General features: G+C 72.3%; 19 protein-coding genes. 7 read left to right on the top strand and 12 right to left on the bottom strand.

Features of this window, described 5'->3' with window-relative positions; all coding sequences use genetic code 11:
• Positions 1-35 precede the first annotated feature (35 nt).
• From ACZ7KF_RS04845 to ACZ7KF_RS04855, 3 genes are all read right to left on the bottom strand, one after another.
• Positions 36-2,180 carry a phosphotransferase family protein gene (locus tag ACZ7KF_RS04845; protein ID WP_471069477.1) on the bottom strand — a complete coding sequence of 715 codons (2,145 nt, stop codon included), beginning with the start codon at positions 2,178-2,180 and terminating at the stop codon, positions 36-38.
• A 540-nt stretch (positions 2,181-2,720) separates the two neighbouring features.
• Entirely contained in the window at positions 2,721-3,389 is a 669-nt protein-coding gene (locus ACZ7KF_RS04850) for an HAD family hydrolase (protein ID WP_471069585.1), read from the bottom strand.
• Between the two features lie 83 nt (positions 3,390-3,472).
• Complete coding sequence (locus ACZ7KF_RS04855) at positions 3,473-4,327, bottom strand: winged helix-turn-helix domain-containing protein (RefSeq protein ID WP_471069586.1); 855 nt, start codon at positions 4,325-4,327, stop codon at positions 3,473-3,475.
• A 157-nt stretch (positions 4,328-4,484) separates the two neighbouring features.
• Between ACZ7KF_RS04855 and ACZ7KF_RS04860 the strand changes: the two genes are divergently transcribed.
• The gene (locus tag ACZ7KF_RS04860; RefSeq protein WP_471069479.1) at positions 4,485-4,673 is read left to right on the top strand and encodes a hypothetical protein; all 189 of its coding nucleotides are present in this window, start codon (positions 4,485-4,487) and stop codon (positions 4,671-4,673) included.
• Here ACZ7KF_RS04860 and ACZ7KF_RS04865 read toward each other — a convergent pair.
• Together ACZ7KF_RS04865 and ACZ7KF_RS04870 are read right to left on the bottom strand one after the other, a co-directional pair.
• On the bottom strand, positions 4,668-5,576 hold the full coding sequence (locus ACZ7KF_RS04865; RefSeq protein ID WP_471069481.1) for a winged helix-turn-helix domain-containing protein: 909 nt from the start codon (positions 5,574-5,576) through the stop codon (positions 4,668-4,670). The two genes, ACZ7KF_RS04860 and ACZ7KF_RS04865, sit on opposite strands and share 6 nt — an antisense overlap.
• Positions 5,577-6,003: 427 nt before the next feature.
• Positions 6,004-6,606 (bottom strand): RsiG family protein, encoded by a 603-nt coding sequence (locus ACZ7KF_RS04870; protein WP_471069483.1) that lies wholly within the window; start codon positions 6,604-6,606, stop codon positions 6,004-6,006.
• A gap of 159 nt (positions 6,607-6,765) precedes the next feature.
• On the opposite strand from ACZ7KF_RS04870, the gene dtd reads away from it, so the two are divergent.
• On the top strand, positions 6,766-7,191 hold the full coding sequence (gene dtd / locus ACZ7KF_RS04875) for a D-aminoacyl-tRNA deacylase (RefSeq protein ID WP_471069485.1): 426 nt from the start codon (positions 6,766-6,768) through the stop codon (positions 7,189-7,191).
• A 76-nt stretch (positions 7,192-7,267) separates the two neighbouring features.
• Here dtd and ygfZ read toward each other — a convergent pair whose 3' ends face one another.
• From ygfZ to ACZ7KF_RS04905, 6 genes are all read right to left on the bottom strand, one after another.
• Positions 7,268-8,233 (bottom strand): CAF17-like 4Fe-4S cluster assembly/insertion protein YgfZ, encoded by a 966-nt coding sequence (gene ygfZ, locus ACZ7KF_RS04880; protein ID WP_471069487.1) that lies wholly within the window; start codon positions 8,231-8,233, stop codon positions 7,268-7,270.
• 9 nt (positions 8,234-8,242) lie between these two features.
• Positions 8,243-8,680, bottom strand: coding sequence for a Fur family transcriptional regulator (locus ACZ7KF_RS04885; protein WP_471069489.1), 438 nt, complete (start codon positions 8,678-8,680; stop codon positions 8,243-8,245).
• 16 nt (positions 8,681-8,696) lie between these two features.
• Entirely contained in the window at positions 8,697-9,272 is a 576-nt protein-coding gene (locus tag ACZ7KF_RS04890) for a heme-binding beta-barrel domain-containing protein (RefSeq protein ID WP_225824654.1), read from the bottom strand.
• 210 nt (positions 9,273-9,482) lie between these two features.
• Positions 9,483-10,358 carry a hypothetical protein gene (locus tag ACZ7KF_RS04895; RefSeq protein WP_471069491.1) on the bottom strand — a complete coding sequence of 292 codons (876 nt, stop codon included), beginning with the start codon at positions 10,356-10,358 and terminating at the stop codon, positions 9,483-9,485.
• Positions 10,355-11,212 (bottom strand): hypothetical protein, encoded by an 858-nt coding sequence (locus ACZ7KF_RS04900; RefSeq protein WP_471069493.1) that lies wholly within the window; start codon positions 11,210-11,212, stop codon positions 10,355-10,357. The genes ACZ7KF_RS04895 and ACZ7KF_RS04900 overlap by 4 nt, the downstream gene beginning before the upstream one ends.
• Entirely contained in the window at positions 11,209-12,042 is an 834-nt protein-coding gene (locus tag ACZ7KF_RS04905; RefSeq protein WP_471069495.1) for a hypothetical protein, read from the bottom strand. Before ACZ7KF_RS04905 ends, ACZ7KF_RS04900 begins: the two co-directional genes overlap by 4 nt.
• A gap of 111 nt (positions 12,043-12,153) precedes the next feature.
• Here ACZ7KF_RS04905 and ACZ7KF_RS04910 point away from each other — a divergent pair, with 111 nt between their 5' ends.
• Positions 12,154-12,516, top strand: a complete 363-nt coding sequence (locus ACZ7KF_RS04910; RefSeq protein ID WP_225824655.1) for a DsrE family protein — start codon at positions 12,154-12,156, stop codon at positions 12,514-12,516.
• Positions 12,517-12,543: 27 nt separating this feature from the next.
• Here ACZ7KF_RS04910 and ACZ7KF_RS04915 read toward each other — a convergent pair whose 3' ends face one another.
• Positions 12,544-12,807 (bottom strand): DUF3099 domain-containing protein, encoded by a 264-nt coding sequence (locus ACZ7KF_RS04915; RefSeq protein WP_471069497.1) that lies wholly within the window; start codon positions 12,805-12,807, stop codon positions 12,544-12,546.
• A 130-nt stretch (positions 12,808-12,937) separates the two neighbouring features.
• Between ACZ7KF_RS04915 and ACZ7KF_RS04920 the strand changes: the two genes are divergently transcribed.
• The 4 genes from ACZ7KF_RS04920 to ACZ7KF_RS04935 all read left to right on the top strand — a co-directional run bounded on the left by ACZ7KF_RS04920 (position 12,938) and on the right by ACZ7KF_RS04935 (position 15,292).
• The gene (locus ACZ7KF_RS04920; RefSeq protein ID WP_471069499.1) at positions 12,938-13,675 is read left to right on the top strand and encodes an LmeA family phospholipid-binding protein; all 738 of its coding nucleotides are present in this window, start codon (positions 12,938-12,940) and stop codon (positions 13,673-13,675) included.
• A gap of 203 nt (positions 13,676-13,878) precedes the next feature.
• On the top strand, positions 13,879-13,986 hold the full coding sequence (locus tag ACZ7KF_RS04925; RefSeq protein WP_351326910.1) for an Ms5788A family Cys-rich leader peptide: 108 nt from the start codon (positions 13,879-13,881) through the stop codon (positions 13,984-13,986).
• A gap of 127 nt (positions 13,987-14,113) precedes the next feature.
• Complete coding sequence (locus ACZ7KF_RS04930) at positions 14,114-14,959, top strand: sulfurtransferase (protein ID WP_471069501.1); 846 nt, start codon at positions 14,114-14,116, stop codon at positions 14,957-14,959.
• A gap of 45 nt (positions 14,960-15,004) precedes the next feature.
• Entirely contained in the window at positions 15,005-15,292 is a 288-nt protein-coding gene (locus ACZ7KF_RS04935) for a DUF1416 domain-containing protein (RefSeq protein WP_010351646.1), read from the top strand.
• Positions 15,293-15,425: the final 133 nt, after the last annotated feature.

Here is a 15,425-nt window from a genome sequence, read left to right on the forward strand (position 1 = left end):
CCTACGCAGCGCGGCCGCGAGCCGTGCGGGAGCGGCTACGCGGGGCCGCCCGGCGCGGTCGGCCAGACCGGCCGCGCGCTGTCGTACCGCCGGGACGACAGGCCCAGGGAAGCGGTGGCCGCAGCCAGGGTCATGGCGTACGAGTCCACCGCGCGGCGCACGTTGGGCGCGTCCAGACCGGCCCCGGTGACCAGGCGGTCGAGGTCGACGTAGGCCGAGCGGACGATCTCGATCCACCGGTACACCCGCCAGTCCTCCCGCCAGCCCTCGGTGAAGCGCGGGGCCAGCCGTGCCTCCCAGCGGCGGAACATGCGGTCCCGGATCTCCGGGCGGGTGGGGGTGAGGTGCATGTGCCGGACCAGCTCGTACAGCGGGTCGCCGACCAGCGCCATCTCCCAGTCGATCAGGGTGAGCGGCGGACCGTCGTCGCGGCGGACCAGGTTCCAGGGGTTGAGGTCGCCGTGCAGCAGGGCGGGGTCGCGGCCGGTGACCCGGTGCCGGGCGAGGATCTCGCGCAGCCGGGGCGCGTCGGGCAGGCCGAGGAACCGGGCCAGCTGCTGGGACTCCCTGGGCAGGCCGGCGACCAGCGCGACCAGCTGGTCGCTGAGCCACTCGTAGAAGCCGGGCGGCCCGCCGAGCGGGTCGAGGGGGGCGTGGTCGACCCGGGTCAGCGCGGCCAGCTGGTCGACCAGGCAGTCGGCCTCGTGCGGGCGCAGCCCGTGCACCGGGTGCTCGGGGCGGCGGCCGAGGTCGCGGGCGCCCTCGTAGGTGTGGACGGTGAACCGGTCCCCGCGGTACCCGAGGGCGGGGTCCGTCGCATGGCTCTCGCCCAGTGCCAGCACCCGGGGCGCGGCCACCGGCACCCCCGCCCGCTCGATCGCCCGGAGCACCGCGTGCTCGCTGAGGAAGCCGGTCTCGCGCCGCAGCACGACGGCGGCCTCGCGGCGGACGACGACCGGGAACGGCGTACCGGGCACCCGGAGCACCGTGTTCAGGTGCGCGGCCCCCTTGAAGACCCGGCCCGCGGGGGCGGCGCCCTCCAGGAACAGCGCGTCGTCGACCGCGGCGCGCGGGAACTCGGGGTGCTCGGGGACCCGCCGGTCCGGGGTCCAGCCGAGGACCCGGGCCGGGCCGGCCCCCCGGGGTACGGCACCGGACGCCCCCCGCCGGATCAGGATCCGCTCGATCTCCGCCGCCTCGGGCACCCGGCCCAGCCGCAGCGGCCCGGCGGCGGCCCGCAGGGCGTCGCGGACGGTGACCGCGGCCTCGTCCAGCCGCTCCCGCCCGAAGGACTCCTCCAGCGCCCGGACCGCCCGGACCACATCGGCGTACCCGGACCGGGCCTGCTCGAACGCCAGGTAGTGCGGCAGGTCCCGGGAGAGCCCGGCCGTGGCGGCGGGCCGCACCCGGTGCACGGCCTCGGCCCAGGCGTCGACGACCTCGCCCCGCTGGTGCTCGGGGTAGCGCATCCGCACCAGATGGACGGCGAGGTCGTGCAACGGGTCGCCGTACCCGGCCTGTTCCCAGCCCAGCGGGTGCAGCGGCGCGGCACCGGCGGCCGGCAGGAGCAGGTTGCCGCGGTGCAGGTCGCCGTGGAACAGGCCGTACGGCCGCCGGGCCAGTGCCGGGACCCCGTCGGCGAACCGCGCGAGGGCGTCCTCCGGCACGCCGAGCGCCGTGAACAGGCCCCCGTACCGGCGCATCTCGGGCCGGCGGAGCCGCTGGTCGGCCAGCCGGGCCAGGGTGCGCAGGAACCCCTGGGAGTCGGTGTGGTTGCGCGGCCAGTGGGGCGGCAGGGGCGGCAGGGCGCCGGCGCGCACCTGGAGGACGGCGGCGAGCAGTTCCGCCAGGTCCCGCAGCAGCGGCCCCTCGACCGGCTTGCCGGGGCCGCAGACGTCGGCGAGCACGCTTCCGTCCACATGGCTGTGGACGGCGTATCCCTCGCCCGCCGCCAGGCACTCCGGCACGGGCAGCAGGCCCCGCAGCGCGTGCAGGATCTCCGGCTCGCCGTGCCAGGTCCGGATCACCAACGGCACGGGGTCGGGGCGCGGCACGCGCACGGTCACCAGGGTGCCCGGCGCCCGGCCCAGCAGTGCGGCCAGCGGCTCGGTCAGCGCGGTGACGCGGCCGTGCGCGGGCAGGGGACCGGCCGGGGGGTCCGCCGCGACGGCACGGGCCACGAACTCCCGGACGACGGCGTCCGTACGAACTCTGCGGACGGGCCCTGCGGCCACAGCGCGGGGGACGGGCGGTGCGCCCACGGGCCGCTCCGGGTGACTCGTGCGAAAAGGAAGGGTCGGGACCTCGGGAGGGTGTCGAAAGACCCGTCAGGGAGAACATAAGTCCAGCCCGGAGCCGCCACGACCGGCCGGCCGGGACAAGCGGCCGGGCGGGTGGCCGGCCACTCGGTCCGCACCGGCGGCGACGGCCGCGGGAACGGCTCGTCACCCTTCCCTGTGCGCGCGTCCGAGCGGTGACTCGGCGGGCGGAATCGTAGCGCACCACAGGGCACCTCCGTCCGACGCCGCGCTCCCGCGAGGAGCCCGGCGTCCGCCGGACCCTCGGTGTCCGGTCGCCGTGATCCGCCGCCGCGCCCCGTCCCCGCGGTTCCGCGCCGACGTCCCCGGCCTCAGGGGGATTTCACCTCCCCCCGGCGGAGGAGGCACCAGGAAATCCGGGCGTGCGGCACACACGACCGGGTCCGGTCGAGCGGCCGGATGTCAGCGCGTCCCGGCGCGGTGGCCCCGCAGCAGGCGCAGCAGCGGCTCCAGCGACCGCAGGACGTGGGCCGCGCCCGCCGTGCGCAGGTGTTTCTCCTTGGCCTCGCTGCGCGCGTACCCCAGGAACGGCACCCCGGCCTGGTGGGCCGCGGTCAGGTCGGAGAGGGAGTCGCCGATCATCAGGGCCGCGGCGGGGGCGGCGCCCATCGCGTTCAGGGCGCGGTTGAGGCAGTGCGGGTGCGGCTTGAGGTGGTGCAGATGCTCGGTGCGGCCGTACAGGTGAGGGGCGAAGCAGCCGGTGAGGCCCCGGGATTCGAGGTAGGTGCGGGCGGCGCGGGGCGAGTTGTTGGTGGTGACGGCCAGCCGGGCGCCGACGGCCGTCCAGGTGCGGATGACCGGGTCGGCGTAGGCGGTCGGCAGGGCGGAGGAGGCGGCCCGCAGCTCCTCCTGGGTGAGCCGTTCCTCCAGCCCGGCGACGAGGTCGCTGCCCGGCCGGCGGCGGCCCACCGCGCGCAGCACGACCTGCGGGTCCAGCGTCTCCCGTTCGGTCTCGGTGAGCAGCCCGCGCAGCCCCTGCCGCTCCAGCCAGTCCACCAGGTCCGCGGCCACCCGCTCGGCCCGGTGCCGGGCGAACAGCCGGCAGATCGGACCGTCGAAGTCCCACAGCACCACCCGGGCCGGTGTGATCAGTTCCCGAAGCTTCTCGTTCTCACTCGCAACAGAAGGCGCATCAGAAGTCGCATCAGAAGTCACTAGGAGAGTGTCAGGTCCGTGGTGATGGTTTCCCAGAGGGCGTCGAACCACTTCTGTGACTGCGCCACGAACGCCGCGTCCCGCTGACCGGCCCGCTTCTCGAAGGAGAAGAGGAGGGACTCGGAGCCGAGGGTGTCGTACATCTCCAGCGTCCGGCCGCTCTCGGTGGGCTCCTCGCGGCGCGTGACCATGTAGTACGCGTACAGCGCCTCCATGCCGTTGAGCAGGTACAGCTTCGCCGGCGGGGTGAACGGCAGGGCCCGGAAGGTGACGTGGACGTCGATGTCGTGGGTGCCGCGCAGGGCCTGGAGGTTGTACTGGAGGACCTGGCCCTGGGCGTTGCGCATCGCCAGCCAGCGCTGGTGGACGGCGGCGTCGTCGTCGCCGGCGTCGACCGAGACCGGGAAGGCGAGGTTGATGTCCCGGGACGGCAGCAGGATGCGGGCGTCGATGCGCTCGGGCCGCAGCCGGCCGTCGTGGATCAGGCGCAGCGGCTCACCGAGGGCGGGGATCAGGCTCTGCGCGGTCAGGCAGACGGCGTCGATGCGCACGTGCGACGCGGAGAAGGCCGCGGTCAGCCGGGGTGCCAGGGCCACCATGGTCGGCTGCGGCTCCTCGTGCGCGGGGGCCGGCACGGCGACCCGCGGCGGGCTGCCCTTGCTGACGTCGCTGAGCAGCCCGTCCTCCTGGAGCGCCCGCAGCGCCTGGCGTACGGCACCCCGTTCCACGCCGAACTCCTCGGCCAGCTCGGCCTGGGTGGGCAGCCGCTCACCGGCGCGGAGGGCACCGGTCCGGATGCGTTCGCGCAGGGCGCGGGCGATCTCCTGGGGTGTGAGCCTTCTGCTGCCGTTCACTGCCACGCTCTCCTGGTCCACGACCAAACGCTACAACCCTCGTCCATCTACCGGCAGTTGTCCGGAAGTTGTTTGTAAGCATGTACCAAGTGGGGACAACTTAAACAGAGTTGGCTGCCAACTTGGTCAAGTTGGCAGGCCGAAAGGGGGAACGTCCATGCCTGTCCTCGCGCTCCTCTGCGCCCTCTTCGTCGTCGGCTTCGAGCAGCTCGTCCAGTGGCGGTTCGGCGCCGCCGGCATCGTCGGGCTGCTGCTGCTCACCGTCGGCGCCAAGGCCAAGAGCCCGGCCGTCTGCTCCGCCGGCGCGGTCCTGCTCGCGGTGCTGCTCGCCGGTCCCGCGCTATGACGTCAGCACCAGCTCCGAACTGATCGTCTCCCACAGCGCGTCGAACCACCGGCCCGACTGCTCCACGAACGCCGCGTCCCGCCGGCCGGCCCGCCGCTCGAAGGCGAACAGCGGGGACCGGGTGCCGTCCGCGTCGTACAGCTCCACGTGCTCGTGTTCGATCTCCCGCTCACGGCGCCCCAGCGTGTAGTACGCGAACAGCGCCTCGGCGCCGTTGAGCAGATACAGCTTCACCGGCGGGGTGAACGGCAGCGCCCGGAACGAGATGCGGACGTCGATGCCGTGCGTGGCGTACAGCGCCAGCAGGTTCTGCCGCAGCACCAGCCCCTGGGCGTTGCGCTGGGACAGCCAGCGCCGGTGCAGCAGACCGCCGTCGTCCGCGTCCACCGGCGTCGGGAAGGCGAGGTCGATGTCCCGGCTGGGCAGCAGCAGCCTCAGGTCGATCTTGGCCGGTTCCAGCCGTCCTGCGTGGATCTGTCGCAGCGGCTCGCCGATCGCCATCGTGAGCGAGACCGCGGTCAGGCAGAGCGCGTCGATCCGCACGTGCCGGGCGGCGAAGGCGGCGGCGATGCGCGGGGCGAGGGCCACCATGGTGGGCTGCGGCGGCACGGCGGGGCCGGCCGGGGGGCGGCCGGGAGCCTGAACCGCCGCCACGGTGGCGGGGCTGCCCTTGGAAACGTCGGTGAGCAGTTGCTCCGACTGCAGGATGCGCAACGCCTGCCGTACGGCGCCCCGCTCGACGCCGAACTCGTCGGCCAGCTTGGCCTGCGTGGGCATGCGCTGACCCGGCCGCAGCTCACCGGACCGGATCCGGCTGCGCAGTTCGTCGGCGATCTCGCGGTGGGACGAGCGGGGCCGCTGTGGCCTTGTCCGTCCACTGGCGGAGGCGTGCTCCGGGTCCACGAACGAACCGTACAACTTCCCGCCAAGTTAGGGCAGTTCACCGACAGGTGGTTATGAGTCGCGTCCCAACGGAGATAAGTACAGTGAAGTTGGCTGCCAACTTGAAGGACATGGTCGAGCTTCCCAGTGGTTGGCCGAAGGGCTCCCTTCCGGAGGGGAGCCGGGAGCCCGGGCAGGGGGCGGCCACCGGTACGCACAGCCACAACTGAACATCCCGCACAGCCACAACCGAACATCGACAGCTGAATACCCGACTTCGCACAGCCACAACTGAACAGCTCGCTACGGATGAACAGTCAGCAGGCCGTCGGGAGAGGGGAGCGACAGCGAAGGTCCGGGCGGCGCGATCACCCGGACGAGCACACCAGGGCGTCGGCCCCTCAGGGGCGGCGCCCTCTTGTCCGCCCCCGCCGACCGCCCCCGCGCCTCACGTCAGCAGATCGTCCACCTGCGCCTCGCCCACCCGGTACCGGCGCGCGATCTCGCCGCTGCAGTCGTCGGCCGTGCGCTGCAGCCGCTGCCGGCGCCGGGAGACCTCCTGCTCGTACTGCACCAACCGCCCCATCGCGGCGCTCAGTTCCAGGTCCGTGCGCGCGGTCAGGTCCGACAGCTCGACCTCGGCGAGCATCTCGGCGGCCAGCCGCCGGTACTCCTCGTTGTGCGGGGTGCCGAGCGTGACGTGGCGGGCCGAGGAGCGGTGCCGGGCCGGGGCGTCCTTGAGGATCTCCGGGAGCCGGTCGACCACGGAGCCGTCCGCCGGCGCCGGCACGGGCACCCTGCCGCGCCTGCCCAACTCCGCCCGCAGGATGTCGATCCGGCCCTGCAACAGCCGCCGTACATAGCTGAGGTCCGCCTCGTCGCGCTGGGCGTCGCGGCGCACGGTGCGCAGCTCGGGCAGGCTCAGCCGGGCCAGGTCGTGCTCGGGCGGCTCGGCGGGCAGCGCCGCGCCCGTGGTGCCGTCGGCGCGCTGCACGGGCGGCCGGTACGTCCCCTGGGGCCGCACCCGCCCGCTGGTACTCGGTGTGCTCATCTGCTTCTGACCGTCCCCTCGACCGGCGTGTGGGAGCATCGTGCCACCCCAACCGGCCACAATGTGACCGAGTGCCCCCGAACGGCCCCAGATGGGCGGTAAGAGATCCATAATGGGCCCCCCGCGGCCGAGCGCGGGACACCCGGCATGATGGTCCGCATGCGTGCGGTGGTGCAGAGGGTGGACGGCGCGAGCGTCGTCGTGGACGGCGAGACGGTGGGCGCGATCGAGGGCGAGGGGCTGTGCGTCCTCGTCGGGGTGACCCACGAGGACACCAAGGAGAAGGCCGCCCAGCTGGCCCGCAAGCTGTGGACGGTCCGGATGCTGCACGACGAGAGGTCGTGCAGCGACATCGACGCCCCGCTCCTGGTCATCAGCCAGTTCACCCTCTACGGCGACGCCCGCAAGGGCCGCCGCCCCACCTGGAACGCGGCGGCCCCCGGCGATGTGGCCGAGCCGCTGGTCGACGAGGTGGTGGCGCGGCTGCGGGCGCTGGGCGCGACGGTCGCGACGGGCCGGTTCGGCGCGCAGATGAGGGTGTCCCTCACGAACGACGGCCCGTTCACGGTGCTGCTGGAGATCTAGGCGCGGCCTCGCGCCGCCGGGATCCGGGCCCGCCGGAGGTCCGGGCCCGCCGGAGGTCCGGCGCGGCCTCGCGGAGCTACGGCTCGACCACGACCTCCTGCGCCGCCGCGATCTCCCCGGCCAGCAGCCGCGCGTCGACGGGCACGTTCCGCTTCACCAGTGCCAGGGCCACCGGACCCAGCTCGTGATGCCGTACCGACGTCGTCACGACACCGATCCTGCGGCCGTCCGGGCCCTCGTCCGCGACACGGATCTCCGTGCCCGGCACCGGCAGATGGACGTCGCTGCCGTCCAGGTGCAGGAAGACCAGCCGGCGCGGCGGCTTGCCCAGGTTCTGCACCCGGGCCACGGTCTCCTGTCCCCGGTAGCAGCCCTTCTGGAGGTGCACGGCCGTGCCGATCCAGCCCAGCTCGTGCGGGATCGTGCGGTGATCGGTCTCGAAGCCGAGGCGGGGACGGTGGTGCTCGACGCGCAGCGCCTCGTGGGCGAGCAGCCCGGCGGCGGGCCCGTGCGCGGCGGCGAACTCCTCCAGCCCGGCGCGCGGCAGGAAGAGATCGCGGCCGTACGGCGTCTCGCGTACGACGACGTCCTCGGGAACCTCCGCGATGGAGCCGGCCGGCAGGTGGACCACCGCGGTGTCGGCGGTCCGGTCGGCGACCTCCACCCGGTAGAAGAACTTCATCGACTCCAGGTAGGCGATCAGCGCGTCCTGGGTGCCGGGCTCCACGTGCGCCCAGACGGTCGTGCCGTCGTCCACCAGATACAGGGCGTGCTCGATGTGCCCGTGCGCGGAGAGGATCAGCGCCTCGGTGGCCTCGCCGGGGCGGAGTTCGCTGACGTGCTGGGTGAGGAGAAGGTGCAGCCAGCTCAGCCTGTCGTCACCGCTGACGGTGACGACACCGCGATGGGACAGGTCGACGAAACCGTTGCCGTCGGCGAGGGCGCGCTGCTCGCGGAACAGGTCGCCGTAGTGGGCGGCGACACCTTCGTCCACACCCTCGGCGGGGACTGCGCCGGGCAGGGACAGCAGGGGGCTCTTCATACCGCAAGCCTACGACGTGGTACTTGAACCCTTCAGGGAACAGTCCTCGCACCGGCCGAAGAGCGCGAAGTGCTTCATGTCGGTGTCGAACCCGAACTGCTGCCGCAGCTTGGCCGTGAACTCCGCCGCCACCTCCACGTCCGCCTCGATGACGTTGTCGCAGTCCCGGCACACCAGGTGCAGATGGTGGTGGCGGTCGGCGAGGTGATAGGTCGGCGCGCCGTGCCCGAGGTGGGCGTGGCTCACCAGACCCAGCTCCTCCAGCAGCTCCAGCGTCCGGTAGACGGTGGAAATGTTGACCCCCGACGCCGTCTTCCTCACTTCCACGAGGATGTCGTCGGGGGTCGCGTGCTCAAGGGTGTCCACGGCTTCGAGGACAAGCTGCCGCTGCGGCGTCAGTCGGTAGCCGCGCTGCCTGAGGTCGCTCTTCCAGTCGGTGCTCACCACACCGACGAGTCTAGGACTACTTGAAGAAGGCGATGCCGTCGTCCGGCATGTCGTCCGGCAGGGCCTTGGCCCAGCGCTCGACGTCCTCCGGGGTGACGACCTTCTTCAGCTGGGCCGACATGTAGGGGCGCAGCGGGACCTCGGGGGTCTGCTTCTCGCCGACCCACATCAGGTCGCTCTTCACGTACCCGTACAGCCGCTTGCCGCCGCTGTACGGCTGCGAGGCGGCCGTGCGCGCGACGGCGTCCGTCACCAGGTCGATCTGCGGCTTCTTGTCGGCCATCTCGCCGTACCAGATCTCGATGACACCGTCGTCGCGGGTCATCGTGACCTCGACCTTGCGGTCGGCGTCGATCCGCCAGAAGCCGTGCTCCGACTCCAGCGGGCGCACCTTGTTGCCGTCCTCGTCCAGCACCCAGGTGTGCGACTGGTACTCCAGGAAGTCCCGGCCGTCGTGGCTGAAGCTGACCTCCTGGCCGAAGTTGCACTTCTGCGAGCCGGGGAAGTCGTGCACGCCCGCGCCGGCCCAGTTGCCGAGCAGAAAGGCGAGCGGGACCAGGTCCTTGTGCAGGTCGGACGGGATCTCGATCATGAGCGGAAAGCTTCCTGGATGGGGGTCAGCGCTGGCCCTGGTACAGCTTCTTCACGGTCAGACCGGCGAAGGCGAGCACGCCGACGCAGACCAGGACCAGCAGGGTTTCGAAGAAGATCTCCACGGGTGCTCCTTGAGCGAGGGTGGTCATACGACAGAGCCGCAGCCCAGCTTACGCGGCCGGGGCCCGGCCCTCCTGACGAGGTCTGCTCAGGCGAGCAACTCGGTCTGGAGGGTCACGGTCTGGCGGAACGGGACGACGTGCACACCGCCCTTGCGGGACTGGGTGATCACCGCGATGGTGTCCCCGGCCGCGAGGTACGCCTGCCGGACCTGCTCGGCTCCGTACGGCTCGGTCTCCGCGTACGGCACGAGCACGACGTCATCGACCCGGGCCTTCGACGGAAACGTTTCGTCCAGTTCGTAGTAGTCGGCACCGCGCACCAGGTAGGTGGGGGCCGCGGCGCCGATGAGGTTGTTGTTGATCAGATCGTCGGCGACGGCGGCGGTGTCGAACTGGAGCAGCTGGATCCGGGTGCGGGTGCCGTCCGGGGCGGTCCAGCCGCGGGCGGCGATGTGCCGCAGGCCGTAGTCGGTGAGCTTCTGGCCCAGCTCCCGGCGGTTGTCCGCGCCCGCGTACTGGGCGAGGAAGTCCTTCGTCGCCAGCCATCCGTCCGTGCCGCGCGCCGCCGGGTCCGCCGTGGCCCCCTCGGGCGCGGGCAGCACCAGGGCGCGCAGGTCGGCGTAGTGCGTGCCGCTCTTGTTCTCGGCCGCGAGCGGTCCCGGCCTGCCGGCCGGCAGCGGCGGCCTGACCAGCTCCGGGTACGCCCAGCGTCCGTCGGAGGCGGTGGCGAGGCCCGGCAGGTCCGTCCGGTCCATCCGGGTGATCCCGTAGGCCGTGCCGGCTCCGGCCACGGCGAAGACCGCCACGGCGGCGGCCCACCGCAGCGCCGCCCGCAGCACCCTGCGGTCCTTCTTCGGGGCGGGTGCGAGGCCGGGCGCGGGCGCGGGACCGGTGGGCAGCGGCGCGAGTGCGGGCGCCGCCGGGTCCTCGGCCGGTCGCTCCGCCTGAGTCTGCTCGGTCATACGGCCTTCCCCGGGTCCTTGATGCGGTCGAGCTGGGCGGCGACCATCTCCGCCACACCCTTCTTGTCCAGCGGCTTGGCCGCGGTCGCGGTGGCGCTGATCAGGACGTCTCCGACGTACCCGGAACACATCATCATGTCGAGCCTCTCCGCCGAGTCGGTCGGCGGCAGGAAGCACGCGGTGTCCTCGTGCCCCTCGACGGCCGGACCCTTGCGGAAGATCTTCATGGCCTCCGCGAACTGGTGCTGGTAGGTCGTCATGGAGCGCACGGTCCGCCGGTCCATCCGCGTCAGCACGATCTCCAGGGTGAACACCTTGCCGGAGGAGGCGTCCTGGTCACCGACCTCCGGGGCACTCAGGTAGCTGCGCATCGCCATGCCCTTGACGGGGTTCCGGTCGATCTGGCGCTCCAGCAGGCGGCGCTGGGACCGGGGCAGCTCCGCCAGCGTCCGCTTGCGCAGGGCCGTGGCCTGCCGGCCGGACAGCTCGGTGTCGGAGCCGAACTCGTACAGGTCCGGGCCGCGTCCGTAGCGGTCCTCGCCGTACGGCAGCAGCATGGCGCTCAGTCCGGTGCCCCCGGACGCGGCCGGCCTGCCCGTGGAGGGCTCGGGCAACCGCCAGGTGGCGGCGCCCGGGTCGCGGTCGGCGCCGTGCACGGTGACCGCGGTCCAGCCGACACCGGCGACGACGGCGAGCAGCAGCGCGGCACCGCCGGCCACGAGGGCGGCACGACGGCGCGGGCGACGGGGGCGACCGGTGCCGTGGGGCTCGGCGGACTCCGGCCCGGCGGCGAGGATCTCCGGCGTCCCGGTGGCTCCCGGCCGGTCCGCGTGCTCGGTGCTTTCGGTCGTCACAGCCGCTCCATCTGCCGCTTCGCCAGGTCCAGGATCGTCTTCTTCGGGACCGGCCTGGTGTCGTACATCCAGATCTGCATGGCCAGGTCCCCGCGCCAGGCGTGCGCCTCCGCCTCGTACCCGCTCACGCCGCCCTCGGTGTGGGGCGTGCGGTGCACGTACGCCATGCCGTCGCCCGTGCCGGGAATCCCCCAGCTGTCGGCGTCGCCGTCCTGCTCGGCCCAGTAGTAGCCGTCCTCGGCCACGTCCTTGGCGCCGAGGACGTCCTGCTGCCGGTACTGGATCAGCCGGATCTCGACCGTGCGGGTGCCGGCCTCGCGCCAGGTGACGACGGCCGCCCTGCGGTACTCCTCGCCGAGCTGCCAGCCGTAGCCGCTCGCCGCGTTGTTGTACGACTCCGCGAGCTGGGTCAGGTTCATCCAGCCGTCCCGGCGGGAGCGGAACGGCGACTCGCGCGCGCCACTCGGCTTCTTCAGCAGGAGTCTGCGCAGGTCGCCGTCGACCTTGACCCGGCGGTCCCGGGCGGCGGACAGGGGCTCCGGTGCCCCGCCCCCGGCCTGGGCGAGCCTCGGCTGCGACAGCGGGGGCAGCGCGGTGGGCTCACGGTCGGCCTGGACGAGGTAGCCGGCGCAGGTCCCGGCGATCAGACCGAGCACGGCGGCACCGGCGAGCAGCACCGGCATCCGGCGCCGCCTCCGCACCGGCCGCGGCTCCGGGTCCCCGGCGCTGGCCTCCGACGCGGACTCGGCGCTGGTCTCCGGCTCGGACTCGGCGCTGGTCTCCGGCTCGGGCCCGGCTCTCCCGGGCTCCGGCTCGGCTCTCTCGGACACTTCCAAGGGTCTCCCCCCAGGGAAAAGGAAACGCGGCTTCCTGATCCGCGCTTTCACAGGAGACTCATGGCATGTGCATGGAGTTGTGGGCAAGCGGATTACGATTCGGTCATGGCGAAGAAGCTTGTGATCAAGGTGACGGCAGGGGCGGACGCCCCCGAGCGCTGCTCGCAGGCGTTCACGGTGGCCGCGGTGGCGGTGGCCAGCGGCGTCGAGGTCTCGCTGTGGCTGACCGGGGAGTCGTCCTGGTTCGCGCTGCCGGGCCGGGCCGCCGAGTTCGAGCTGCCGCATGCCGCGCCGCTGCCGGATCTGCTGGAGTCGATCCTCGCCGGCGGGCGCGTCACGCTGTGCACGCAGTGCGCCGCCCGCCGGGAGATCACGGAGAAGGACGTCGTCGAGGGCGTACGGATCGCGGGCGCGCAGGTGTTCGTGCAGGAGGCCCTGGCGGACGGCGCTCAGGCGCTCGTCTACTGAACCCGCCCCGCCCGCCGGCCCGCGTCCCTACGGCCCGGGGCGCTTCTTGCCGTCCAGTTCGTCCCACCATTCGTCGGACTGCGGATCCCCGGAGGGGTCGTCCCACCAGCGGTCCTCCGGGCCCCGCCGGTTGGCGACCATCGCGGCGACCGGCGGGATGACCATGGCCGCGACGCACATGCCCACGGCCGCGGGCACGGACCAGATGCGCACGACTCCCCAGGCCAGGACGAAGAGGCCGATACACGTCCCCATCATGGCGAAGTAGATGTGCCGACGCCGGGCGTACATAGGTCCAGAGTAGGACCGGCGGCCCCTGTCACAACTGATCCACAATTCCCGTCCGGCCGGACCCCGCAGGGTTACCGTGGGGTATCCGTACCGGATTCCACACACCGCCACCGACCGGGGGAACCACCACATGCGAGCCCTGCGAATACTCCTGATCGTCGTCGTGATCCTGGGCGCGCTGTTCGTGGTCGTGGACCGGGTCGCCGTGCACTTCGCCGAGGGCGAGGCCGCGGACAAGCTGAAGGCGACCGAGAACCTGGCGTCGTCCCCGGACGTGAACATCAAGGGCTTCCCCTTCCTCACCCAGGTCGCCGGCGGCTCCCTGGACGACGTCGAGGTCGGCATCGAGGACTACGAGGCGGCCACCGCCAAGCCCGGGCAGACCATCCGGATCGACGACCTGAAGGCCGACATGAAGGGCGTCCGGTTCTCCGGGGACTACAGCTCCGCCACCGCGGCCACCGCGACCGGCACGGCGACGATCTCCTACGCCGAGCTGCTGAAGACCGCCAAGTCCGAGCCGACCGAGGTGGCGCCCGGCGTCACCGCCCGGGTCGTGGGGCTCTCCGACGGCGGCAACGGGAAGATCAAGGTCGCGGTGGAGGGGACCGTCTCGTCCCTCGGCGTCCAGCAGACGGTGTCCGTGCTCAGCTCCGTGAGCGTGGTGAACGACAAGGTCGAGGTCCACGCGGACTCCCTGCCCAAGCTGGGCGCCGCCGCGATCGCCGAGGACCGCGTCCGCACGATCACCGACTTCCAGCAGGCCATCGACCGGCTGCCCGGCGGGATCAAGCTGGACAAGGTGCAGGCGGCGCCGGACGGCGTGCAGATCAGCGTGAAGGGTTCGGACGTCAAGCTGGCGGGGTAGGCACCGGGAACGCCGGCATGGGCACCGGGTGTCCGCCTGGCGAGACGGTTCCGTCCGCAGCGTAGATGCCCCGCGCCACCCGAGCGCCCGGAGGCCCCGCAGAGGCCCTCCGGGCGCTTTTTCGTACCGCCATTCGGACGATCGCATCTCGCCATGTGACACACCGGTGACATGCCCGCCCGTACGTCCCTACGATCGACCCCATGCGGTACTCGACGAGCGTCCTCCGACCGCGGGGACAGGCGGATCTCACGAAGCGGCGGGCAGTGGACCTGTGCCGCGTGGCCGCCATGCTCTGTCGCCCCTTCTGAACGGAAGCCCCGGCTCCCGCATCTCACCCCGCCCTGCCCGCAGGGCACCCGTGTGCCGCTCGGGCTTCGAGCGCGCCCCCCTCTCTACTCGCACATCCCGCCGCGACTGCCCCGGAGGAGAAAGAGCATGAGCCGCACCGACGTCCTGGTCGACGCCGACTGGCTGCAGGAGCACCTGGACGACCCGGCCATCGCCATCGTCGAGGTGGACGAGGACACGTCCGCCTACGAGAAGAACCACATCAAGAACGCGATCCGCATCGACTGGACCAAGGACCTCCAGGACCCGGTGCGCCGTGACTTCATCGACCAGGAGGGCTTCGAGAAGCTCCTGTCGAAGAAGGGCATCGCCAACGACACGCTGGTGGTCCTCTACGGCGGCAACAACAACTGGTTCGCGTCGTACGCCTACTGGTACTTCAAGCTGTACGGCCACGAGAACGTCAAGCTCCTCGACGGCGGCCGCAAGAAGTGGGAGCTGGACGCCCGCGAGCTGGTCGACGGCTCCGACGTGCCCGAGCGCGCCGCGACCGACTACAAGGCCAAGGCGCAGGACACCTCCATCCGCGCCTTCCGCGACGACGTGGTCGCCGCGATCGGCTCGCAGAACCTGGTCGACGTCCGCTCGCCCGACGAGTTCTCCGGCAAGCTGCTCGCCCCGGCCCACCTGCCGCAGGAGCAGTCGCAGCGCCCCGGTCACGTGCCGACCGCCCGCAACATCCCGTGGTCGAAGAACGCCAACGACGACGGCACCTTCAAGTCGGACGACGAGCTGAAGGCCCTCTACGCCGAGGAGAGCGTCGACCTCGCCAAGGACACGATCGCCTACTGCCGCATCGGTGAGCGCTCGGCCCTGACCTGGTTCGTGCTGCACGAGCTGCTCGGCGTGGAGAACGTCAAGAACTACGACGGCTCCTGGACCGAGTACGGCTCCCTCGTCGGCGTGCCGATCGAGCTCGGCGCCGGCAAGTAACCCATCCCGACCGGCGTTCCGGTCAGACCCCTCTGGAGAAACAGTATGTGCGGAGCGAAGGCCGGCGGCCCGGACGCCTCGACGATCAAGCCCGGTGAGACCACGATCCAGGGCCAGGTGACCCGCGACGGCGAGCCGGTGACGGGCTACGTCCGTCTCCTCGACTCGACCGGCGAGTTCACCGCGGAGGTCCCCACCTCCGCGACCGGCCAGTTCCGCTTCTACGCGGCCGAGGGCACGTGGACCGTGCGGGCGCTGGTGCCGGGTGCCACCGCCGACCGCACGGTCGTCGCCCAGCAGGGCGGGCTGGCGGAGGTCGCCATCGCGGTCTGAGCGGACCGACGGGCCGAACGGGCTCAGTGACGGCTGAGGGCCGCACCCCCTGGGTTGGACGCCAGTGGGGGGTGCGGCCCTTCGGCTTGCTCCCCGCGCCGCTCTGCACGCCGCTCTGCACGCCGCTCTGCAC

The organism is Streptomyces sp. NPDC038200 (assembly GCF_055600785.1).